Raw genomic sequence first — 21323 nt, forward strand, 5'->3', positions numbered from 1 at the left:
TCCTACTCTGCCTGTTCTGACTCTTGATCTTTCGCAGTCTGCGTAGTCAAGGTTAGAAGCTTTGGTCCTTCATCCGTAATCAGCACGGTATTTTCATAATGCGCTGACAGTGAATGATCTCTGGTAACAACAGTCCAGTCATCCTCAAGCCAGTCAACTTCCCATCCGCCGATATTGATCATCGGCTCAATGGCCAATGTCATTCCGGCCTTCAGAAGAACCCCTTTTCGCTTCATCTCATAATTTGGAATCTCCGGTGCTTCGTGAAGCGCCGTTCCGATCCCATGGCCGCACAAATCACGTACAACTCCGTATCCACGCTCACTTGCATATCTTCCAATTGCAGAAGATATGTCAAATAAGTGATTGCCTGCTTTCGCGTATTTGATCCCTTCAAAGAAACATTCTCTCGTTACCCGAATCAATTCCTGTGCTTCTTTACTGATCCTTCCGACAGCATGTGTTCTTGCCGCATCGGAATGGTATCCCCGATAGATGACGCCTGCATCCAGACTCACGATATCTCCTTCTCTGATAAAACGATGTTCACTTGGAATTCCATGTACGACCTCGTCATTGATGGATACGCAAATGGATCCCGGATAACCGTTATATCCAAGAAAGGATGGGATACATCCATAACTGCGGATTATTTCTTCTCCCAGGCGGTCTATGTCTTTGGTTGTCATTCCCGGACGCAACTCTTTTTCCAGTTCGTTATGAACAATCTCCAGGATGCGTCCAGCTTCTTTCATCAATTCAATTTCTCGGGTCGATTTTATCGTAATTGGCATGTTGCTTACGCTCCTAACAGGCCTACGATTGCCTGAAATACATCGTTAATATCAACCGTACCGTCTACTGTTCTTAAGATTCCAGCTGCTGTATAGTAATCGATCAGCGGCTGTGTCTGCTCATGGTACACACCGAGACGTTTCTGTACGGTCTCCGGCTTGTCATCTTCTCTTAAAATCAGTTCTTTTCCGCAAGTATCACAGATATCTTCCACCTTCGTCGGTGCATATTCCAAATGATAAGTTGCTCCGCACCCTACGCATGCGCGGCGTCCGCCCATACGGCGGATAATATTCTCATCCGGTACATCTACATCAATAGCAAAATCCATCTTCTCTCCGATCGCTGCCAACGCTTTATCAAGCGCTTCTGCCTGAGGAATCGTTCTCGGAAAACCGTCCAGAACGTAACCGTCCTTACAATCTTCCTGGCCCACGCGGTCTACTACCAGATCAACAACCAGTTCGTCAGGAACCAGAAGCCCCTGATCCATGTATGTCTGAGCTTTCTTTCCAAGTTCTGTACCATTTTTGATATTTGCTCTGAAAATATCTCCTGTTGAAATGTGAGGAATATTGTATTTTGCTGCAATTTTCTTTGCCTGAGTACCTTTTCCTGCACCAGGTGCACCTAACATAATAATCTTCATAGATATGTTTCCTCCTTAATAGCATTTTAACCCGCGAAAAAAAGCCTTTTCCCGCGAGTCAAAATCTTACTTATTTAAAAATCCCTTATAATTACGTACCAGCATCTGTGATTCAAGCTGTTTTAACGTCTCAAGCACAACGCTGACGATAATGATCAGGGAAGTACCACCGAACGATACATTTGCGCCAAGCCATCCATTAAAGAGGATCGGCACAACCTGAATAACAATCAGTGCACATGCACCAACAAAGATAATGTAGTTCAAAATCTTTGTCAGATAATCAACCGTTGGTTTTCCAGGACGGATACCTGGGATAAATCCTCCGTTTTTCTTCATGTTATTTGCAATCTCTAACGGGTTAAACGTAATAGAGGTATAGAAATAAGCGAAGAATACAGTCAGAATGATATATACCAACAGTCCCCAGGAATACTTAAGCTGTGCTGGATTGCACCAGTTTCCCTGGTTGAGACCACGAAGGATCTCACTTCCAATTCCGGTTCCGTTGCCTTTTCCTAGGAAGGATGCAATAACAACCGGTGTCTGCATCAATGATGACGCAAAGATAATCGGGATTACACCTGCAGTATTAACTTTCAGCGGAATGTTACTGGACTGACCCCCATAGGTCTTTCTTCCTACCACTTTCTGAGAATACTGTACTGCAATCTTTCTTACACCGCCCTGAAGAATTACTACGAATACAACAAGAGCAATGATAATTGCAAGAATAACTACTACTGCAAGCGCTGCGGAAGCGATCGGTTTTCCTTTGACAAACTGTTCAAACAGAGTTGTCATATCACTTGGAATACGGGAAACAATGTTAATTACCAGGACAATGGAAATACCATTTCCCACACCCTTTTCTGTGATCCGTTCACCGATCCACATCAGGAACGCAGATCCTGCTGTGAGTGTAAGTACGACGATTGCAACATTGACGAAATTATATTCTGTCAAAAGTCCCTGACGTCCAAATCCTACTGCCATAGCTGTAGATTCGATAAGCGCCAAAATCACCGTCACATAACGAGTAATTGCTGCGATCTTCTTTCTTCCGTCTTCTCCATCTTTCTGCATCTCTTCCAATTTTGGAATCGCAATTGTGAGCAACTGCATAATAATGGAAGAAGTAATGTATGGCGTAATACTCAATGCAAAGATTGACATACGCTCCATAGAGCCCCCGGTGAAAGCGTTAAACAAGTTAAACGCTTCCCCCGTATTCTGGGCAAAAAAGTTCTGAATAAACTCCGTATTCACTCCCGGTGTCGGCAGCTGTGAGCCAATTCTAATAACGATCAACATCAAAAACGTGTATCCGATTTTTTTGCGAATATCTTTAATTTGAAATGCTCTTCGGAATGTTTCTAACATTAGATCACCTCTGCTTTTCCACCTACAGCCTCAATCTTCTCTTTTGCACTTGCACTGAATGCATTTGCCTGAACGGTCAGTTTCTTTGTCAGCTCTCCGCCTCCAAGAATCTTAACACCATCTCTTGGGTTCTTTACGATTCCCTGTTCAATCAGAGTCTCTACAGATACAACTGTATCATTCTCAAATACTTCAAGAGCGCTTAAGTTAATACCAATGATTTCTTTAGAGTTTCTGTTCTTGAAACCTCTCTTTGGTATTCTTCTATATAATGGCATCTGTCCACCTTCGAAACCTGGTCTTGTTGCTCCAGAACGAGCTTTCTGACCTTTGTGTCCCTTACCAGCAGTCTTACCATTTCCAGAACCGTGTCCACGTCCTCTTCTGAAATTATCACTCTGTTTTGCTCCATCAGCAGGTCTTAAGTTTGATAAATCCATTGTGACACCTCCTTATCTGATATAATTATGCTTCTTCTACTTTTACCAGGTGAGAAACCTGTTTGATCATCCCTCTTGTTGCTGCGTTGTCCGGCAGTTCAACTGTCTTGTTTAACTTGCGAAGTCCTAATGCTTCTACAGTTTTCTTATGCTTCGGTACAGCACCAATTGTAGATTTCACTAATGTAACTTTTAAATTTGCCATCTTAATCTACCTCCTTAGCCTAAGATCTCTTCAACAGATTTACCGCGAAGCTTAGCTACTTCTTCCGGAGTCTTAACCTGGCGTAATCCTTCGATTGTAGCAAGAACTACGTTCTGCTTATTGTTGGAACCAAGAGATTTTGTACGAATGTTCTTAATTCCTGCCATCTCGATTACGGCACGCGCCGGACCACCGGCGATTACTCCAGTACCTTCCGGAGCCTTCTTCAGTAATACAGAAGCTCCTCCGAATTTACCGATAAAATCATGTGTAATACTATCATTTTCATCTAAGGCTACTGAAATCAGATTCTTTGCAGCATCTTCTTTTCCTTTGCGGATTGCTTCCGGAATCTCAGTAGCTTTTCCTAAACCTGCACCAACATGGCCATTACCATCACCAACAACTACTAAAGCTGTGAATCTCATGTTACGGCCACCTTTAACAACTTTGGTTACACGTTTAATTGATACTACTTTTTCATTTAACTCTAACTGACTAGCATCAATACGTTCCTGTCTCATGTGTGCTCCTCCTTCTAGAAATTCAACCCAGCTTCTCTAGCTGCGTCTGCTAATGCCTGAACTTTACCCTGGTAAATAAATCCGCCTCTGTCGAAGACAACGTCTTTAATACCTTTCTCGATTGCCTTCTCAGCAATAACTTTTCCAAGATATGCTGCTGCATCAACGTTGTTTGTTTTCTCCAGGTTTGCTTTCACATCTTTCTGAAGAGTGGAAGCGGAAACCAGAGTATGATGAGCAGTATCATCAATGATCTGAGCATACATGTGATTGTTACTTCTAAACACTGCGAGGCGTGGGCACTGCGCAGTACCGCTCAAACGGTTACGTAATTTTCTGTGCTTATTTACACGTACAACACTTCTTGATTTTTTGCTAACCATTTTTACACTCTCCTTTCTTATTTCTTACCAGTCTTACCAACTTTACGTCTGATAACTTCATCAGCATACTTAATACCTTTACCTTTGTATGGCTCCGGTCTTCTCTTATCTCTGATCTCAGCCGCAAACTGTCCAACTTTTTCTTTATCGATACCTTTAACGACGATCTTGTTCTGTCCTTCCAGTACTGTCTCAACGCCTTCCGGATCTTCCATCTCTACTGGATGAGAGTATCCAAGGCTGAGTGTCAGCTTACTTCCGGACTTCGCTGCTTTGTATCCAACACCGTTTACTTCCAGAACCTTCTGGTATCCTTCTGTAACACCAACAACCATGTTATTGATCAGTGTTCTTGTCAGACCATGTAAAGATTTCATTTTCTTCAGATCGTTTGGTCTTGTTACTACAACTTCCTCACCTTCAACCTTGATGGTCATCTCTGTTGGAAGTTCTCTTTCAAGTGTTCCCTTTGGACCTTTTACAGTCACTTTGTTATTCTCTGCAACCTCAACAGTTACGCCTGCTGGAATTGCAACTGGCAGTCTTCCGATACGTGACATTGCCTTATCCTCCTTAACTTAAATTTTCGGAACAATTCTGAATTGTTCTGTTTTCAGTCTGTTACATAAGGAAGTTCTTTTCGCTAAGCTCGTAAGTACCTCGCTAAGCTCAAAGAACAACCTCGCACTAAGTTCAAGCATCGCTTTACAACTTGCTTTCACTAAGTTGCTTTTGGTTTACCATACGAAGCAAAGTACTTCTCCGCCAACGCCGAGCTTTCTTGCTTCTTTATCTGTGATCACACCGTGGTTTGTAGAGATGATTGCTGTTCCAAGTCCACCAAATACCTTCGGTACATCAGCGCTGTTTGCGTATACACGCAGACCTGGCTTGGAGATTCTCTTAAGACCTGTGATTACTTTTTCATTCTTATCAGCACCATACTTTAATGTGATGCGGATTGTCTTGAATACTCCGTCTTCGATGACGTCGTATTTTGCGATGTATCCTTCATCTAATAAGATGTTTGCGATAGCAAGTTTCATCTTAGATGCAGGTACGTCTACTGTATCATGTTTCGCAGTATTTGCATTACGGATTCTTGTAAGCATATCTGCAATTGGATCGCTCATAGTCATGAATTGTTTCCTCCTTTTCTAAATGTTCAAAGCCTACCAGCTGGCTTTCTTTACGCCAGGGATCTGACCTTTGTATGCCAATTCGCGGAAGCAAACACGGCAGATTCCATATTTTCTTAAATATGCATGTGGACGACCACAGATTCTGCAACGATTGTATTCTCTTGTAGAGAATTTCTGCTTACGCTGCTGCTTAACTTTCATTGCTGTCTTAGCCATAATTTACCTCCTTATTTTGTAAATGGCATGTTGAACTGTGTTAACAATTCACGAGCCTCTTCATCTGTTTTTGCAGTGGTAACGAAGATGATATCCATACCTCTTACCTTGTCGATCTTATCATACTCGATCTCAGGGAAGATGATCTGCTCTTTGATTCCAAGAGCGTAGTTTCCTCTTCCGTCGAATGCGTTAGGATTTACTCCTCTAAAGTCACGTACACGAGGTAATGCAAGGTTGATCAGACGATCAACGAACTCATACATCTTCTCTCCTCTTAAAGTAGTTTTACATCCGATTGCCATTCCTTCTCTTAACTTGAAGTTAGCAACAGATTTTTTAGCCTTACATACAACAGCTTTCTGTCCTGTAATCTTTTCCATATCTGCAATCGCTGAATCTAACAGCTTTGCATTGTCTTTTGCCTCTCCAACTCCCATGTTGATTACAACCTTGTCGAGCTTCGGCACTTCCATAATATTTTTATAACCGAACTTCTTGATCAGAGCATCTACGATCTCGTTCTGGTATTGTTCTTTCAGTCTACTCAAAGCACTGGACCTCCTTCCTTAGATTAATCAATCACTTCGCCAGTTGATTTTGCGAAACGAACTTTTTTGTCGCCATCCATCTTAATTCCGACTCTTGTAGCTTTTCCTTTGTGCATATACATTACGTTAGATGCATCGATCGGACCTTCCTGATGAATGATTCCGCCATTGGCATTGGAAGCACTTGGTTTTGTATGCTTTGTCAGCATGTTCACGCCTTCAACAACAACCTTACCATCTTTCTGGTTTACAGCAATAACCTTGCCTTCTTTGTCTTTATCTTTACCAGCGATTACCTTAACAGTGTCGCCTTTTTTGATCTTTAACATTGACATCTTACGCGCACCTCCTTAAAGTACTTCCGGAGCCAGAGAAACAATTCTCATGAACTGTTTGTCACGAAGCTCTCTTGCTACTGGCCCGAAAATACGGGTTCCTCTTGGTGTCTTATCATCTTTTATAATTACAGCAGCATTTTCATCGAAACGGATGTAAGAACCATCTTTACGACGAGTACTGTTTACAGTACGAACAACTACAGCCTTTACTACGTCACCTTTTTTCACAACGCCGCCTGGTGTTGCATCTTTAACAGTCGCAACGATTACATCACCGATACTTGCATATCTTCTGGTTGAACCGCCCAGTACACGGATACAAAGTAACTCTTTCGCACCTGTATTGTCTGCTACTTTCAGTCTGCTTTCTTGCTGTATCATGCAGGTTTCCCTCCTTATACTATTTCGCTTTTTCCATAATTTCAACAAGTCTCCATCTCTTGTCTTTGGACAGAGGTCTTGTTTCCATAACTTTTACCTTGTCACCAATGTTGCACTCATTGTTCTCATCGTGTGCTTTCAGCTTATATGTCTTCTTTACAATCTTCTTGTAAAGTGGATGTTTTACATGATTTTCAATGGCAACAACGATGGTTTTATCCATTTTATTGCTGATAACCTTACCCACACGGGTCTTTCTAAGATTTCTTTCCACAGCCTATACTCCTTTCCGGATTATTCCGCAGCATTTGCCTTTTCAGTAATTACTGTCTGAATTCTGGCAATGTTTCTTCTTACTTCTTTGATTCTGCTTGTATTGTCTAACTGATTTGTTGCGTTCTGGAATCTCAAGTTGAAAAGTTCCTTTTTAGCAGCTACTAATTCTTCGTTCAGCTCTGCAGCTGATTTTGTTTTTAAATCTTCTACAAATGCATTAATTTTCACTGTTATCACCGCCTTCTAAATCTTCGCGTGAAACGATCTTACATTTACAAGGTAATTTGTGCATTGCAAGACGTAAAGCTTCACGTGCTGTTTCCTCAGGAACTCCAGCAAGCTCGAACATTACACGTCCCGGCTTCACAACTGCTACCCAGTACTCTAAAGTTCCTTTACCGGAACCCATACGTGTTTCAGCTGGTTTCGTAGTTACAGGTTTATCTGGGAATATTTTGATCCAAACTTTACCACCACGCTTGATGTAACGTGTCATAGCGATACGGGCAGCCTCGATCTGATTGGAACGGATCCAGCATGGCTCCATTGCAACGATACCATATTCACCATTTGTAATCTTGTTTCCGCGAAGAGCTTTACCCTTCATGGAACCACGGAATTGTTTACGACGTTTTACTCTCTTTGGCATTAACATGATTATCTATCTCCTTCCTTTGATGCTTTTTCCGGAAGAACTTCGCCTTTGTAAATCCATACCTTAACACCAACTTTTCCGTAAGTTGTGTCAGCCTCAGCGAATCCGTAGTCAATGTCTGCTCTTAATGTCTGAAGCGGAATTGTTCCTTCGCTGTAGAACTCTGTACGAGCCATGTCAGCTCCGCCAAGACGTCCTGATACGGAAGTCTTCACACCAAGTGCTCCTGCCTTCATTGTTCTAGACATGCAAGACTTCATAGCACGTCTGAAGGAAATACGGTTCTCAAGCTGAAGAGCGATATTCTCTGCTACTAACTGTGCATCCTTATCCGGTCTCTTAACTTCTTTGATGTCTACTACTAACTTCTTATCTGTAAACTGTGCTAATTCACCTTTTACTTTCTCGATCTCTGATCCGCCTTTACCGATAACAACTCCCGGCTTAGCTGTATAAATGATGATCTTAACGCGATCGGATGCTCTTTCGATCTCAATCTTAGAAACACCGGCGCTGTATAATCTCTTCTTAAGATACGTTCTGATTTCATGGTCTTCTACTAAGTAGTCTGCGAAATCTTTTTCTGCATACCATTTAGAGTCCCAGTCTTTGATAACACCGACTCTCAAACCATGAGGATTAACTTTCTGTCCCATGTTTGCCCTCCTTATCTTTCATCAAGCACAAGTGTAATGTGGCTCATTCTCTTCTCGATTCTGTAAGCTCTTCCCTGTGCTCTAGGTCTGATTCTCTTCATTGTTGGTCCTTTGTTTGCATAAGCCTCTGCAATATAAAGATTCTCAGCGTTCATGCCGTTGTTATTCTCAGCATTTGCGATTGCAGACTCTAATAATTTCTTTATTAAACTGGAAGCATATCTTGGATTATAAGTTAAAATACCAAGTGCTGTTGTTACATCCTTACCTCTAATGGCATCTAATACGAAACATGCTTTCTGAACAGAAACTCTTGCGTAAGACAACTTAGCAGAAGGTCTTGTATCTTTGTTAGCATTTCTCTCTCTTTTGATTTGGGATCTATGTCCTTTAGCCATGGATGAACCCTCCTTTCACAATGTAATTATCTAACTCTTGATTTCTTTTCGTCTTTTCCATGTCCTCTGTATGTTCTGGTTGCAACAAACTCTCCGAGCTTGTGTCCTACCATATCCTCTGTTACATATACAGGTACATGTTTTCTTCCGTCGTGTACGGCGATTGTATGTCCAACCATGCTTGGGAAGATTGTAGAACGGCGGGACCATGTCTTAATTACAGACTTGTCACCGGACTCGTTCATCGCATCAATCTTCTTAAGCAGGCTTTCGTCTGCGAATGGTCCTTTTTTAATTGAACGTGCCATAGGTTCTAACCTCCTTAATTATTTGATTGCTTTACCATCTCTTCTTCTTACAATCATCTTGTTAGAAGATTTGTTTTTCTTTCTTGTCTTAAGACCAAGTGCTGGTTTACCCCAAGGTGTACATGGACCCGGACGTCCGATTCCAGTCTTACCTTCACCACCACCGTGCGGATGGTCATTCGGGTTCATAACAGAACCACGAACTGTCGGTCTGATACCCATGTGACGCTTACGTCCTGCTTTACCGATGTTGATCAGGTTGTGGTCACCATTTCCTACAACTCCGATAGATGCACGGCATACGATCGGAACCATTCTCATCTCTCCTGATGGAAGACGAAGTGTTGCGTATTTTCCTTCTTTTGCCATTAACTGAGCGCTGTTTCCAGCGGAACGAACAAGCTGTCCGCCTCTTCCAGGATAAAGCTCAATGTTGTGGATCTGAGTACCTACTGGAATCTCAGAAAGTGGAAGGCAGTTACCAACTCTTACTTCAGCTTCTGCTCCGTTCATAACCTTCATTCCATCCTTCAATCCTTCTGGAGCAAGGATGTATGCTTTTTCACCATCTTCATAGCAGATAAGAGCGATATTAGCTGTTCTGTTTGGATCGTACTCGATACCGATTACAGTAGCTGCAATTCCGTCTTTTCTTCTCTTGAAGTCGATAATTCTATATTTCTTCTTAGCTCCGCCTCCGCGGTGTCTAACAGTAATTTTTCCCTGGTTGTTACGTCCTGCCTGTCTGCTCTTTGGAGCTAACAAAGACTTCTCTGGTGTGGTCTTTGTGATTTCTGAGAAATCAGAACCAGTCATCTGTCTTCTGGAAGGCGTATATGGGCGATATGTTTTAATTCCCATGATCGTTCTCCTTTCAAATGTTTATTATCACGGTTTCTATCCGTATGATCTGCGCTTATCTTATAATCCTTCGAAGATCTCGATGTCAGCGCTGTCAGCTGTTAACTGCACGATAGCTTTCTTTGTTTTAGCTGTCTTTCCGAACTGCATTGTTCCACGTACTCTTCTCTTCTTGCCTTCGCAGTTCATTGTGTTAACGCTTTTTACTTTTGTGCCATTGAACATTTTCTCAACAGCTTCTTTTACCTGAGACTTGGTTGCTTCTGGATGTACAAGGAATGTATATTTCTTGTCTCCCATCAGTCCCATACTCTTCTCTGTTACAACTGGTTTAAGGATTACATCATAATACTGAATGTTTGCCATTATGCGTACACCTCCTCGATATTTGCAACAGCAGCTTTCGTTGCGATCACTGTGTTGTATTTTAAGATGTCGTACACATTGATTGTATTAGTCTTTGCTGTCTTAACATCAGCAATGTTTCTTGCGGAAAGCTCTACGTTTGCATTTCCATCTTCTAATACTACTAATGCTTTCTTTACATCTAAGTTCTTAAGGATATTTGCAAAGTTCTTTGTCTTGATCTCATCAAACTTGATCTCGTCAACTACGATGAATTTCTTCTCTTCTACCTTTGCTGTGAGAGCAGATTTCAGAGCAGCTCTCTTCTCTTTCTTGTTCATTTTGAAAGAGTAATCTCTCGGAACTGGAGCGAATACAACTCCGCCGCCTGTCCACTGTGGAGCTCTTGTGGATCCCTGTCTTGCGTGACCTGTTCCTTTCTGTCTCCATGGTTTTCTTCCGCCTCCGGAAACTTCAGAACGTGTTTTTGCTTTCTGTGTTCCCTGACGATTATTTGCAAGCTGGTTTACAACTGCCATGTGTACCAGATGTTCATTTACTTCAACACCGAACACTGCATCATTTAAGTCGATTGTACCAACTTCGTTACCTTCGATATTGTAAACAGATACGTTTGCCATCTCTAGTGTCCTCCTTCCTTCGCCAAATCCTAGTTAGCTTTTACTGCTTCTTTAATAGTTACTAAAGATTTCTTAGGTCCCGGTACTGAGCCTTTAACCAGTAACAGGTTGTTTTCTGCATCTACGCGTACAACTTCCAGATTCTGGATTGTGATCTTCTTGCTTCCCATGTGTCCCGGCATTTTCTTTCCTTTAAATACCTTGCTCGGATCAGAAGCAGCTCCGTTGGAACCTGCGTGACGGTGGAACTTAGAACCATGAGTCATAGGTCCTCTGTGCTGGTTGTGTCTCTTGATTGCTCCCTGGAATCCCTTTCCTTTAGAGATTGCAGTTGCATCAATCTTATCGCCAACTTCGAAGATGTCAGCTTTGATTTCCTGAGCCAGCTCAAACTCGCCTGCATTTTCAAATTTAAACTCTCTTACAAATCTCTTACCAGATACACCAGCTTTTGCAAAGTGTCCCTGCTCAGCTTTTGTTACACCATGACGATGAGCGATTTCTTTTCTTCCGCCCTTGTCTTTGTTGATGATTTTGTCTTTCTTGTCGATAAAACCAACCTGTACTGCTTCGTAACCATCGTTCTCAACAGTTTTGATCTGTGTTACAACACATGGTCCAGCCTGAAGTACCGTTACAGGTGTCAGACTTCCGTCTTCATTGAAGATCTGAGTCATTCCGACTTTGGTAGCTAAGATAGCTTTCTTCATTATAATTACCTCCTGTGATTTACAGCGGAACGCACTTTGGCGTTCATCCTAAATGTTAGGAATTACTGTGTTCTTATTTGTTTTTCATTTTGATGTCGATATATACACCAGCCGGCATCTCTAATCTAGATAATGCATCAACCGTTTTCTGTGTTGGTGTGATGATATCGATCAGCCTCTTATGAGTTCTTTGTTCAAACTGCTCTCTGGAATCTTTGTATTTGTGAACAGCTCTGATAATTGTTACAACTTCCTTCTTTGTCGGAAGCGGAACCGGTCCACTCACCTTAGATCCATTCTTTTTAACAGTTTCGATGATTTTTTTGGCAGATGCATCAACCAACTGGTGATCATAAGCCTTCAAAGTGATTCTCATTACTTGACTTGCCATAAAAAAAGTCGCCTCCTTTTCGTACTTTTAACTTCAGTACGACAAGCGGTGACTGTACACTCTCCCGTGTGTGTCGTGAGAACCTCACACGTTGTTACCACATTTCAGCGGCCGTTATAGTTTCGTACAGTGACTTGTCGCCAGTTTCCTAACTTGACATTCGCTCCACGGAAAACCTGCTATTATAAGCAGCAACCTCACGTTTCACAGCTATCATGTCACAGCTTTTTCAGTATAAATGATAAAATCCGTTTTTGCAAGCATTTTCTTTTAAATATTGTTTTTTTTTTCGTACAATCAGAAACTTCGCTTATTTTCCACATTTCACCTTGTAGCCCACCTATTTTTTCTCTATTATAAGTGCCAAGAGCAATGAGCTATTGACATTATACACACTACAGACACAGGGGGCAACCACATTATGGATATCAAGAAATGGAAAGTCATGCTCGCCGTAGATCATCACGGCAGCTTCACACGCGCAGGTCTGGAACTTGGATATACACAGTCCGGCATCACCCAAATGATGAAGACACTGGAAAAGGACGTTGGCTTTTCCTTATTTAAAAAGGTTGGTCATGGCACCTTCCTGACCGACGAGGCAAAAGCACTCCTCCCAGCCATCCGTTCCCTTCTCCACGCCGAGGAAGTCATCCGTCAGGAGATCGCCGCACTAAAAGGTGCCCAAACCGGCACTATTATAATAGGTACATACTTAAGCTGTTCTATCCACTGGATCCCTAAAATCATCCAGGAATTCCAGCAAAAAACACCCAGACATTCACTTTAAAATTATACAAGGATCAGAAGGCGAACTTGCCGAATGGATCCAGGAACGAAAGGTAGATATCGGTTTCCTCAGCTATCAGTCAGAACAGCGTTATCAGTTTCTCCCGGTAATGAACGATGAGCTTTTCGCCGTTCTTCCCAAAGGGCATCCTCTTGCAGCGCAGGACGCAATTCCCATCGAGGATTTCAACAATCAGCCCTTTATCATCACCGAGTATACACCCGGAAGCGATATTCACAGAATCTTAAAAGAACATCAGGTCACTCCGGATATCCGCTATGTGACCGTTAATGAATTTTCATCTCTTTCTATGGTAGAGCACAATCTGGGCCTTGCAATCCTCCCAGGGCTTCTACTTCGCGGACAGATCGGGAACTACACCACCCTCCCCCTCCTCCCGCGCGCTTATCGGAAACTTGGACTTGCCTTCTCCTCTCAGGAAGAACTGTCACCAGCTTCCAAAGGCTTTTTGGAATATGCAAAAGTTTTTCTTCTCTAAGTCATAACCTTTTGTAATGCCGGCATTAGATTTTTTAATCTTTTGCTTGACATTTATTTCACAATTGATTATACTGAAACAAAATTTTCCACAAATGAAAGAGAGGTATTTTTTATGAGCGCTTCAACAATTTTACTTATTTTCATGTGGATCTTCGCAATTGCATTCATTATAATACTGTTTAAAGACGTGAAGGCACACAAGCAAGAACTTGATAAAGCCAAATTAGGATTCAACTCCATCATCAGTTTGATTGCAAACTTTTTCGACACGCTGGGAATCGGAAGCTACGCAATCGCAACTTCTGCATGGAAGTTTAACAAATCTATCTCCGATGATCTGATTCCGGGTACTTTGAACGTTGCTTTCGCAATCCCGATCTGCGTAGAAGCAACCATTACCATGACCCGCATCAGCGTAGATCCTCTGACACTGGTTCTGATGATCGGATCCGCCATCCTTGGATCTATTCTCGGTGCAAAGATTATCTCCCGAATGGATATTATGAAAATCCGCGTCATCATGGGTATCGCACTTCTGATCGTAGCAGCTGTTACTCTGTGTAAGATCAATTCCATCGGACCATTCGGAATGGTAGGAACCGCCAGAGGTTTAAGTGGAGCTATGCTGGTTATTGGAGTCATCGGCAACTTCATTCTGGGAATCTTAATGACCGCCGGAATCGGTCTGTACGCACCATGCATGGCACTCATTCTTCTGCTTGGCATGAGCACAGACGTAGCCTTCCCAATTATGATGGGATCCTGCGCATTCCTGTGTCCTGCATGCGGAATCACATTTATTAAGGAAGGAAAATATCAGCGCGGAGCTACTATCCCTATGCTGATTGCCGGCTCTATCGGTGTTCTGATCGCAGGATTCATTGTAACCTCCCTGCCGCTCACCTTACTGACCTATCTGGTTTGTATCGTAATGGTAATCTGTGCCGCTTTATTCTTCCACGACGCAAAAAAACAAAAAAAATAATGACTACATGTCAGGTTTTTACATATTTGTAAAAAAAGCACGGGCTATCCGTGCTTTTTCTGTATAATTTGATTGACTTTTGGCATAGGAATTGCTAAAATTATATAAAGAACAGATCGTGGGATTTTTAACGAAGTATAAAAATATCGGGGTATTTATATTTCATTACATAAAAGAAAGGCGAATCTGTTCCATTTTTTACTTTTCAACCAATCTGGAGGGATGAATTATGAATGCTACATTAATTTTACGTATCGTCATTATCCTGTACACACTCGTATTTGCAGTTTACTGGATCAAAGACATGATTGCACACAAAGACGAATTCACTGGCGAGAAAGTAATCCCACTGTTCATCATCGGTGTAATCACAAACTTCCTTGATACTCTTGGAATCGGAAGTTTCGCAACCACACAGGCTGGTTTCAAATTTACAAAGTCCAGTCCTGATGAGACAATGCCAGGTACTCTGAACATCGGAGATGCTATCCCAGTCGTAACAGAGTTCGTATTATTCCTGACTCTGATCGAGATGGATACTATTACCCTGGTTGCTCTGCTTGCAGCAGCTACTATCGGTTCTTACATCGGAGCTGGTATCGTATCCAAGCTTCCTGTAAAACAGATCCGTATCGCTTTAGGTTCTGCTCTTTTGATCCTCGCAGTTGTTATGGGATGTAAACTGTTGGAAATCGGTCCATTCGGCGCTTCCGGAACAGCTACCGGATTAACAGGTGCTAAACTTGTAATCGGTGTTGTTGTTAACTTCTTCTTAGGAGCTCTTATGACCGTTGGTGTTGGTCTGTACGCACCATGTATGGCTATGATCGGTGCTCTTGGAATGAACATTCAGGCTGCTTTCCCAGTTATGATGGGATCTTGTGCATTCCTGATGCCAGCTTGCGGAATCAAATTCGTTAAAGAAGGAAAATACGACAGAAAAGCATCTCTACTGCTCACCATCGGAGGTATCATTGGTGTATTGATCGCTTACTTCATTGTTAAGTCTTTACCAATCACAATCCTGACATGGGTAGTTATCGTAGTTATGGTTTACACAGCTATCGTATTCTTCAAGGATGCAACAAAAGCTGCTTAATTGAATATGGACATAAAAAAGGATTTCCCACTCGGGAAATCCTTTTTTTCATATTTAGCACAGCTTATACACGCTACAGTCTTTCAAAAAAGCTCTATCTTCCTTTGTTTTTCCGCCGTCTTTCAACCTCTTCATCGTGGAGTCTGTTTGCTTCTTTTCTCGCTGCATTCATGCGCTTAATTCTCTCTTTTAACGGCAGCTGTGTGTTCACCCATATCTTCTTCGTCTTATCCTCTAAAAAGCGCCTAAACCCATCCACAGCACCTTCTACGAAGTCTGCATGGGGCAGAAGATAGAGCTCTTCATTGTTTCTACAGATATAGAAGTTTTTCTTATCTTCATACAACATACTGATCTCGCCATATTTCACATGGACATTTTCTCCCCAGGCCGGATTCTCAATCCGAAGTTCCGCCTGCCCAAAAAGATATGTAATCTCATTCTGATCTATATAATCCTGATCCTGACTGGACAACTTCACAAATGCAATCTTATACGAAAATAACATAATGCCTAACATGATGCCTCCCGCCACAAAGCAGGCAATCATTCCCGCCGTCTTTGCACGCAGCAGATAGCCCAGCACCAAAAATCCAATCCCCAATACAGTGAGGTGCATTTTCGTGAGCGGATGACGCACCTTATTGTCAAAGCGGATAAAATCCTCCAGCACCTCTTTCGTATGCTTACTCTTTAGCTTATATACTGTTGTCATAGTTCCTCTCTCCTTGTATTTTCTATGGTTTATGATAATATATCCTTCTGTTTTTTGCAAACCATTTCTACATTTCTTTTTCTCACCTTTTGCTTTATTCCATTAATTCATTAATTTGTTAAAACTCATAAATAGACCGCTTTTCTAATCACTTTTTCTGTAACTTTATACAAATTTTATCTTTTTATTTTCGACACATTGACACCACTTTTCAAAAGTGCTATATTAACTTTAACCTAGTTAAGGTTGTTATTGCAGTTACACAGTTGCCGGTTGTTTCCCCCAAGAACATCCTTGCAGCAGTGGACTCCAATTTATATATACTTCCTCTATTTCAGAGGAGCATTCCCCAGCTTTGTGTATATAGCAAAACTGCAATGCAACGAGGAAAAACCTCTCAATGACATACCAAAAAGAAAGGGCACGACAGTTCGGACGTCGTGCCTTTTCTTTCGCTTCTGATCCATTGACAAAATGCATAAGTATTCATATTGTTATCTATATATGCATTATGCCTGATCATGCTGCTCTTTCTGACGCATCTTCAACTTCAACAGCGCCTTCGCCTTCAGACAGTCTACCTTCACCATATTGTTCTCACCCACAACATTAGTCTCTGTACCATCTGCACTCTTATTGATATCTACGATGCCATCCAGATAGTCGTTTACAACAACAAACTGTGCCACTGTACCACTGAAATTAAGTCCTGTAACCGGAATACCGCGAATACCAAGCTGTTCACATGTATTGGTATAATCCACGTCGCTGTTTCCCCATCCATCGGATGTCAGGATAACCCCATCCGCGCGCATACATTCAGCAAGAGCTGCTGCTCTCGTTCCCACAAGCAGCTTATCTTTATTGTCATCCGGTGTTCCCACGATGATAATTCCCATCAGATCCAGGTCTGTATCTTCCGCTACTACTTCAAGAAGCGGATCTCTGAAATGATGCAATGATGTTTCTTTTGTTGATGGTCCAATACCCATAATCTACACCTCCTACTGCATAGAACGGATAATTCCGTCTCTATATTCATTTGGAGTAATCATTACCGGCATATTGCCCATCTCTATGATGGAACGTCCGCCTTCTACTCCCGACGGCTCGTTCGGGAATAAATGCGTATCGTACATCGCTCCCTGTCCTGCCACCTGTCTGATAATCACTACTTTTTTCTTTCCCGGTCTTACCTGGTCATGATACTCATGGCGCTCTGTACACTTATCTCCTCTGAATTTTTTCAGTTTCTCACGGTAGCTCTGAATAAACTCATCACAGATTCTGTGTGCCGTAAATGGTCCGTGTCTTTCCTGTCCCATACCCGCTGCAAAGGTTACATCAAAAGAAATAATATAGTCATCATCTCCCGGTGTACCCGCACGATTCAGATACAGCTGTTCTTTCAGATTTCCCTCAGAAGAACCGAATTCGTGGCACTGCTTACCATTTACATCCACGCCCGTCAGCATGACATAAACGCCTGTAACCGTATGTGTAATTCCTTCTCCGATCTTTCCAAGCACCTTTGTAGAAATCGGAATAATATCCATAATCGTGTTGGTCCAGCGGTCATGATCTCCCGGTTTAATGATCTGAATATCGATTTTTTCAATACAGTCATCTTCTGCGACCAGCTTATCGATCATTTCTTTACTGACCGTCATATGGCCATCCGTCGTGATGTCATTGTGTTCGCCCCACTCTACCTCTGTCATATGGAACGCTTTAATCACCAGACGGCGCAGGTCCTTTACCTGATCTGCCATTTTTCCACCTCCATTTTATAACGAACGCTATTTCATCTTTCGAGACAGTGCTCTCTCTTTCCTAAAACACCATCCTCATAAATTTCGTTCTCTTACTTTTCAAAAAAGGGCAGATGTATAATACATCTGCCCCTCCAAGCATCTTAAAATTAGATCTTAGCTACATACTCAAATGGCAGTGGTACGATCTTTCCAGGTGTCTGGATTTCAACTAACTGCTCAAGAGCTGCTTTAACGATCTGTGTCTGCTGTTCAACATTGTGCGGTCCACCAGCATTAGCACCCATAGGTACCAATGGAGCAACTGCACGAGGAGTACCAGTCTGACGTACAACTGGTGGAAGAGCTGCAATAATAATTGTAGGAATTCCAGCTTCTTCAATCGCTCTCTGCACCAATACTGCAGAGCGGTGGCAGGTACCTCATCCAGCGGTGAGGATTACTGCGTCAACATTCTCTTCTTTGAACATCTGTGCGATAGCCGGACCAGTTTCATTTTTAAATTTCTCCTGGTTTCCACCACCACCCATGAATCCTGCATGTACTGGAGCACAAGCTTTAATAAAGCCTTCTTTTGCCAGCTCATGGATTCTGTCAATTGGGAACATACAGTTGATGTCTTTGTTAACATCACTGTTATCATATCCACCATGGGATACCATCAATTCATCTGATGGCATTGTATCTGTTACTTTTCTCCACGTAAAGTCACCAGCAAGATTGAATCTTTCCTGATCTTTGTGATGAACACCTGCTGCTGTTGCAAGAGCGATAGTCATATCTTTCAACTCTTTTGTTACAGGAGTCCATACAGACGGCGGAGTAATAGGAACGAAGATTTCAGATTGTAAACCTTTAACAACCGTTAAACTCATTTTTAGACCTCCTTATTATCATCCAAACGCTTACCCATTTCTTCTTGTTTGCGTCTTTCTTTTTCTATGTTGCTGACGTAGTGCTCATTTATCTCAGGTCCTAACTGCTCCGGGAAGCTCATATTCCATCCAAATTCCTGACCCACTTTCGGTTCAGTATCACAGATAAACATCCGCTTCGGTGCTTTAAAGAACCCCAGGCGTCCTTTCAAATCAACGCTGATACTGCAGTCATCGATATCTACCACAACACCTTCCATATAAATGACCTTGTCGCCATAATTCAAACGTTCATTATTCATTTAAGAACACCTTCGATTTAGCTGTATTTTAATCTACGCTTCTCGCTCATTGGAAGTTCCTGCTCGTTTCCAACCAGGTCAATCTTCTTTCCGTACGCGTCCTCAATTAACTCTACGTTTGTAGATTTAACGTTTGGATTCCACTTCTTCTCAGCAGCCTTAACATCTTCTCCAGCCATAGCTGTCTTAAGCATAGCAAGTGCACGAATAGCATCTTCCTGGCAAAGTGTGTTGTTACCAAGAATCTCATTCTCGATACCAGCCTCAGACTTGTTGTTATCAACCATGTACTGCATGTACTTGTTACCAACAACGAGAGCTCCCTGTACTGCACAATAAGACATACCTACTACCGGGATTCCTCTCATACCGATCTGCTCGATATGGCTTGCAAAGTCGATGTGGTTGTTACCAAATCCTTCTGTTGTTACAAATGCTCCATCAGCATCCATCATCTCTACAGTATGTCCTACACGACGAGATACGTAGAATTTCTCAGCGTTGATCTGAGGAGATCCAACGAATACAACACCACAAAGGTCAACTTCCGGATCATGCAATGCTTCCAGAACGAGTGGCTCTCTCCAGTAATGTCTGGACATCTCTTTAGATGCAGGTCCGATACATGTTAATGCATGGATACATCCATCAAGTACTTCCAATGGAGATACGCAAACCGGAACGTTTCCTAAGTCTACGTTAGCTCTTGCCCCAAGAACACCAACTGGCTCTACAGGAAGGATGAAGTTATCATGCATAGCTCCCTGTCCCATGATTTCCTTAACGATAACAACTTTCTTCTTACCTGGACGACGAACCTGTTTCAGCTCTTCTGTATCAGCTACAAGACTCTCGTCAAGTTTCTTCATAACTTCACGGATTTCCTGTGTAATAACATCAAATGCTTTGTGAGCAGCCATAGGTCCACGACGCTCCATGTTTGTCTTCTCCTGGATAACGATGTTACCTTTGATGAAGATTTCCCCCTTATCTGGACAGCTTGGACGACCCCACATAATATTCTCGTCTAAGTATCCTTCAGAAGAACCGAACTCACCGATCTGAACTCCACCTTCATCAACACCTGTCAGCATCATTACAACGCCGTCAAGTACTCTTGTTACACCGCTTCCGAGTTCAGAATCGCCTTCTTTTGTAGCGATTGGCTGAACGTCCATAACTGTCTCAGAGTATGTGTGATATAAATCTGGTGTGATAATCTCTAAGTGGAAATCTTTTACCAGGTCATCATCAGCGATAACTTCTGCTTCAATACCTTCACGAATGTAAAGAGTTGTTCCTTCAATCTTTGTCTCTGGTCCTCTCTTAACTTCTGTGATGTTGAAGTGTTTTCTTGTAAGAGATCTTACAACCTTTTCTTCTTCAACTTCTGCTGCTGGTGCTGCTGCGCCTGCTACTACTGCTTCTGCTCCTGCTGGAACTTCTGCAACTGCTGCGCCGCCTGCTCCAAGCGCTCCAACCGGGATCTCAAGATTGATATCTTTTCCTTCTCCGATGTGGATTCTTAATGTTCCACCTGCTGCGTGTGGCGGCAATGGTGCTACCGGTGCTGCAACTGGTGCTGCTTCTTCCTCTGCTACCTCTTCCTCTTCTGCCGGAGCGCTTACTGCTTTCACTCCATCCAGTACATCTACAGTCAATGGTGCAAGAGAATCACAAGTTTTTGTAAGTTTTGCTCCCAAAACTTCTTCGATGGTCAGACAACCATCAAGGTTCAATAATCCTGAATCTACCAGATCATCAAAGATTGCTGGATCTTCCAGATTTGCCGGCTCAATTGTGATGCCAGCTTCGGCTCTACAACATAATACCGCAGGATCATGAGCATGTGCTTTAGCTGTTTCAGCTGTGATTGACATATTGTTTTCCCTCCTTGTTTGGTTTGCATAGAAAATGTATATTTACAACCGTTTCCGGCGCACTCGGAGCTCACCTCTCAGCCACTCCTGCCACAAAAGAATCGGGGGTCCTTCGCAGCCGCCTTCTACAGCAGTAATACCTTTGCATTTCCGGAT

At 42.4% G+C, this 21323-nt stretch carries 34 protein-coding genes; 4 read left to right on the forward strand and 30 right to left on the reverse strand.

Going from position 1 to position 21323, the window contains the following annotated elements; all coding sequences use genetic code 11:
* Window positions 1-2: 2 nt before the first annotated feature.
* From map to rpsJ, 24 genes are all read right to left on the reverse strand, one after another.
* Window positions 3-794, reverse strand: coding sequence for a type I methionyl aminopeptidase (gene map, locus C0979_RS04825; protein ID WP_101694942.1), 792 nt, complete (start codon window positions 792-794; stop codon window positions 3-5).
* Between the two features lie 5 nt (window positions 795-799).
* The gene (locus C0979_RS04830; RefSeq protein WP_101694943.1) at window positions 800-1444 is read right to left on the reverse strand and encodes an adenylate kinase; all 645 of its coding nucleotides are present in this window, start codon (window positions 1442-1444) and stop codon (window positions 800-802) included.
* 66 nt (window positions 1445-1510) lie between these two features.
* Window positions 1511-2827: a preprotein translocase subunit SecY gene (gene secY, locus C0979_RS04835; RefSeq protein ID WP_101694944.1), complete on the reverse strand. Its 1317-nt coding sequence runs from the start codon at window positions 2825-2827 to the stop codon at window positions 1511-1513.
* A complete protein-coding gene (gene rplO / locus C0979_RS04840) occupies window positions 2827-3267 on the reverse strand; it encodes a 50S ribosomal protein L15 (protein WP_101694945.1) in 441 nt (146 codons plus the stop codon). The genes secY and rplO overlap by 1 nt, the downstream gene beginning before the upstream one ends.
* Before the next feature lie 25 nt (window positions 3268-3292).
* Window positions 3293-3472: a 50S ribosomal protein L30 gene (gene rpmD / locus C0979_RS04845; protein ID WP_101694946.1), complete on the reverse strand. Its 180-nt coding sequence runs from the start codon at window positions 3470-3472 to the stop codon at window positions 3293-3295.
* A 14-nt stretch (window positions 3473-3486) separates the two neighbouring features.
* On the reverse strand, window positions 3487-3996 hold the full coding sequence (gene rpsE / locus C0979_RS04850) for a 30S ribosomal protein S5 (RefSeq protein WP_101694947.1): 510 nt from the start codon (window positions 3994-3996) through the stop codon (window positions 3487-3489).
* Between the two features lie 14 nt (window positions 3997-4010).
* The gene (gene rplR, locus C0979_RS04855; protein WP_101694948.1) at window positions 4011-4379 is read right to left on the reverse strand and encodes a 50S ribosomal protein L18; all 369 of its coding nucleotides are present in this window, start codon (window positions 4377-4379) and stop codon (window positions 4011-4013) included.
* 17 nt (window positions 4380-4396) lie between these two features.
* On the reverse strand, window positions 4397-4939 hold the full coding sequence (gene rplF, locus C0979_RS04860) for a 50S ribosomal protein L6 (protein WP_101694949.1): 543 nt from the start codon (window positions 4937-4939) through the stop codon (window positions 4397-4399).
* Between the two features lie 177 nt (window positions 4940-5116).
* The gene (gene rpsH, locus C0979_RS04865; RefSeq protein ID WP_101694950.1) at window positions 5117-5518 is read right to left on the reverse strand and encodes a 30S ribosomal protein S8; all 402 of its coding nucleotides are present in this window, start codon (window positions 5516-5518) and stop codon (window positions 5117-5119) included.
* A gap of 33 nt (window positions 5519-5551) precedes the next feature.
* The gene (locus tag C0979_RS04870) at window positions 5552-5737 is read right to left on the reverse strand and encodes a type Z 30S ribosomal protein S14 (RefSeq protein WP_006427396.1); all 186 of its coding nucleotides are present in this window, start codon (window positions 5735-5737) and stop codon (window positions 5552-5554) included.
* An 11-nt stretch (window positions 5738-5748) separates the two neighbouring features.
* Window positions 5749-6288, reverse strand: a complete 540-nt coding sequence (rplE, locus tag C0979_RS04875; RefSeq protein WP_101694951.1) for a 50S ribosomal protein L5 — start codon at window positions 6286-6288, stop codon at window positions 5749-5751.
* Window positions 6289-6311: 23 nt separating this feature from the next.
* Entirely contained in the window at window positions 6312-6623 is a 312-nt protein-coding gene (gene rplX, locus C0979_RS04880) for a 50S ribosomal protein L24 (RefSeq protein ID WP_101694952.1), read from the reverse strand.
* A 15-nt stretch (window positions 6624-6638) separates the two neighbouring features.
* Window positions 6639-7007 (reverse strand): 50S ribosomal protein L14, encoded by a 369-nt coding sequence (gene rplN / locus C0979_RS04885; protein WP_006427393.1) that lies wholly within the window; start codon window positions 7005-7007, stop codon window positions 6639-6641.
* Window positions 7008-7026: 19 nt separating this feature from the next.
* A complete protein-coding gene (rpsQ, locus tag C0979_RS04890; protein WP_101694953.1) occupies window positions 7027-7281 on the reverse strand; it encodes a 30S ribosomal protein S17 in 255 nt (84 codons plus the stop codon).
* Window positions 7282-7301: 20 nt separating this feature from the next.
* Window positions 7302-7511, reverse strand: coding sequence for a 50S ribosomal protein L29 (gene rpmC / locus C0979_RS04895; protein ID WP_006445003.1), 210 nt, complete (start codon window positions 7509-7511; stop codon window positions 7302-7304).
* Window positions 7501-7938, reverse strand: coding sequence for a 50S ribosomal protein L16 (gene rplP, locus C0979_RS04900; protein WP_101694954.1), 438 nt, complete (start codon window positions 7936-7938; stop codon window positions 7501-7503). Before rplP ends, rpmC begins: the two co-directional genes overlap by 11 nt.
* Before the next feature lie 2 nt (window positions 7939-7940).
* The gene (rpsC, locus tag C0979_RS04905) at window positions 7941-8594 is read right to left on the reverse strand and encodes a 30S ribosomal protein S3 (RefSeq protein WP_101694955.1); all 654 of its coding nucleotides are present in this window, start codon (window positions 8592-8594) and stop codon (window positions 7941-7943) included.
* Between the two features lie 11 nt (window positions 8595-8605).
* Window positions 8606-8992, reverse strand: a complete 387-nt coding sequence (gene rplV, locus C0979_RS04910; RefSeq protein ID WP_004607294.1) for a 50S ribosomal protein L22 — start codon at window positions 8990-8992, stop codon at window positions 8606-8608.
* A 26-nt stretch (window positions 8993-9018) separates the two neighbouring features.
* On the reverse strand, window positions 9019-9300 hold the full coding sequence (gene rpsS, locus C0979_RS04915; RefSeq protein WP_101694956.1) for a 30S ribosomal protein S19: 282 nt from the start codon (window positions 9298-9300) through the stop codon (window positions 9019-9021).
* An 18-nt stretch (window positions 9301-9318) separates the two neighbouring features.
* Window positions 9319-10161 carry a 50S ribosomal protein L2 gene (gene rplB, locus C0979_RS04920; protein ID WP_101694957.1) on the reverse strand — a complete coding sequence of 281 codons (843 nt, stop codon included), beginning with the start codon at window positions 10159-10161 and terminating at the stop codon, window positions 9319-9321.
* A 60-nt stretch (window positions 10162-10221) separates the two neighbouring features.
* Window positions 10222-10527, reverse strand: coding sequence for a 50S ribosomal protein L23 (gene rplW / locus C0979_RS04925; RefSeq protein ID WP_101694958.1), 306 nt, complete (start codon window positions 10525-10527; stop codon window positions 10222-10224).
* On the reverse strand, window positions 10527-11147 hold the full coding sequence (rplD, locus tag C0979_RS04930) for a 50S ribosomal protein L4 (protein ID WP_101694959.1): 621 nt from the start codon (window positions 11145-11147) through the stop codon (window positions 10527-10529). The genes rplW and rplD overlap by 1 nt, the downstream gene beginning before the upstream one ends.
* Before the next feature lie 29 nt (window positions 11148-11176).
* The gene (gene rplC / locus C0979_RS04935) at window positions 11177-11857 is read right to left on the reverse strand and encodes a 50S ribosomal protein L3 (protein WP_101694960.1); all 681 of its coding nucleotides are present in this window, start codon (window positions 11855-11857) and stop codon (window positions 11177-11179) included.
* Window positions 11858-11930: 73 nt separating this feature from the next.
* Entirely contained in the window at window positions 11931-12248 is a 318-nt protein-coding gene (rpsJ, locus tag C0979_RS04940) for a 30S ribosomal protein S10 (protein ID WP_101694961.1), read from the reverse strand.
* Between the two features lie 421 nt (window positions 12249-12669).
* Here rpsJ and C0979_RS12090 point away from each other — a divergent pair, with 421 nt between their 5' ends.
* The 4 genes from C0979_RS12090 (at window position 12670) to C0979_RS04955 (ending at window position 15623) form a co-directional block, all read left to right on the forward strand.
* A complete protein-coding gene (locus C0979_RS12090) occupies window positions 12670-13038 on the forward strand; it encodes a LysR family transcriptional regulator (protein ID WP_242962649.1) in 369 nt (122 codons plus the stop codon).
* A 4-nt stretch (window positions 13039-13042) separates the two neighbouring features.
* Window positions 13043-13537: a LysR family transcriptional regulator substrate-binding protein gene (locus C0979_RS12095; RefSeq protein WP_242962663.1), complete on the forward strand. Its 495-nt coding sequence runs from the start codon at window positions 13043-13045 to the stop codon at window positions 13535-13537.
* 114 nt (window positions 13538-13651) lie between these two features.
* The gene (locus tag C0979_RS04950; RefSeq protein ID WP_101694962.1) at window positions 13652-14524 is read left to right on the forward strand and encodes a sulfite exporter TauE/SafE family protein; all 873 of its coding nucleotides are present in this window, start codon (window positions 13652-13654) and stop codon (window positions 14522-14524) included.
* 229 nt (window positions 14525-14753) lie between these two features.
* Window positions 14754-15623, forward strand: a complete 870-nt coding sequence (locus C0979_RS04955; RefSeq protein ID WP_101694963.1) for a sulfite exporter TauE/SafE family protein — start codon at window positions 14754-14756, stop codon at window positions 15621-15623.
* A gap of 94 nt (window positions 15624-15717) precedes the next feature.
* On the opposite strand, the gene C0979_RS04960 is transcribed toward C0979_RS04955, so the two are convergent.
* From C0979_RS04960 to prdA, 6 genes are all read right to left on the reverse strand, one after another.
* Window positions 15718-16338 (reverse strand): YcxB family protein, encoded by a 621-nt coding sequence (locus C0979_RS04960; protein WP_101694964.1) that lies wholly within the window; start codon window positions 16336-16338, stop codon window positions 15718-15720.
* Window positions 16339-16847: 509 nt separating this feature from the next.
* The gene (locus tag C0979_RS04965) at window positions 16848-17330 is read right to left on the reverse strand and encodes a glycine/sarcosine/betaine reductase component B subunit (RefSeq protein ID WP_101694965.1); all 483 of its coding nucleotides are present in this window, start codon (window positions 17328-17330) and stop codon (window positions 16848-16850) included.
* Window positions 17331-17342: 12 nt separating this feature from the next.
* Window positions 17343-18110, reverse strand: a complete 768-nt coding sequence (gene prdD, locus C0979_RS04970; protein ID WP_101694966.1) for a proline reductase cluster protein PrdD — start codon at window positions 18108-18110, stop codon at window positions 17343-17345.
* 149 nt (window positions 18111-18259) lie between these two features.
* Window positions 18260-18985, reverse strand: coding sequence for a D-proline reductase (dithiol) protein PrdB (gene prdB / locus C0979_RS04975; RefSeq protein WP_101694967.1), 726 nt, complete (start codon window positions 18983-18985; stop codon window positions 18260-18262).
* Window positions 18986-18987: 2 nt separating this feature from the next.
* Window positions 18988-19287: a CBO2463/CBO2479 domain-containing protein gene (locus tag C0979_RS04980; RefSeq protein WP_101694968.1), complete on the reverse strand. Its 300-nt coding sequence runs from the start codon at window positions 19285-19287 to the stop codon at window positions 18988-18990.
* 17 nt (window positions 19288-19304) lie between these two features.
* On the reverse strand, window positions 19305-21167 hold the full coding sequence (prdA, locus tag C0979_RS04985; RefSeq protein WP_101694969.1) for a D-proline reductase (dithiol) proprotein PrdA: 1863 nt from the start codon (window positions 21165-21167) through the stop codon (window positions 19305-19307).
* Window positions 21168-21323 lie beyond the last annotated feature (156 nt).

Source organism: Dorea phocaeensis (assembly GCF_900240315.1).
GTDB lineage: Bacteria > Bacillota > Clostridia > Lachnospirales > Lachnospiraceae > Dorea_B > Dorea_B phocaeensis.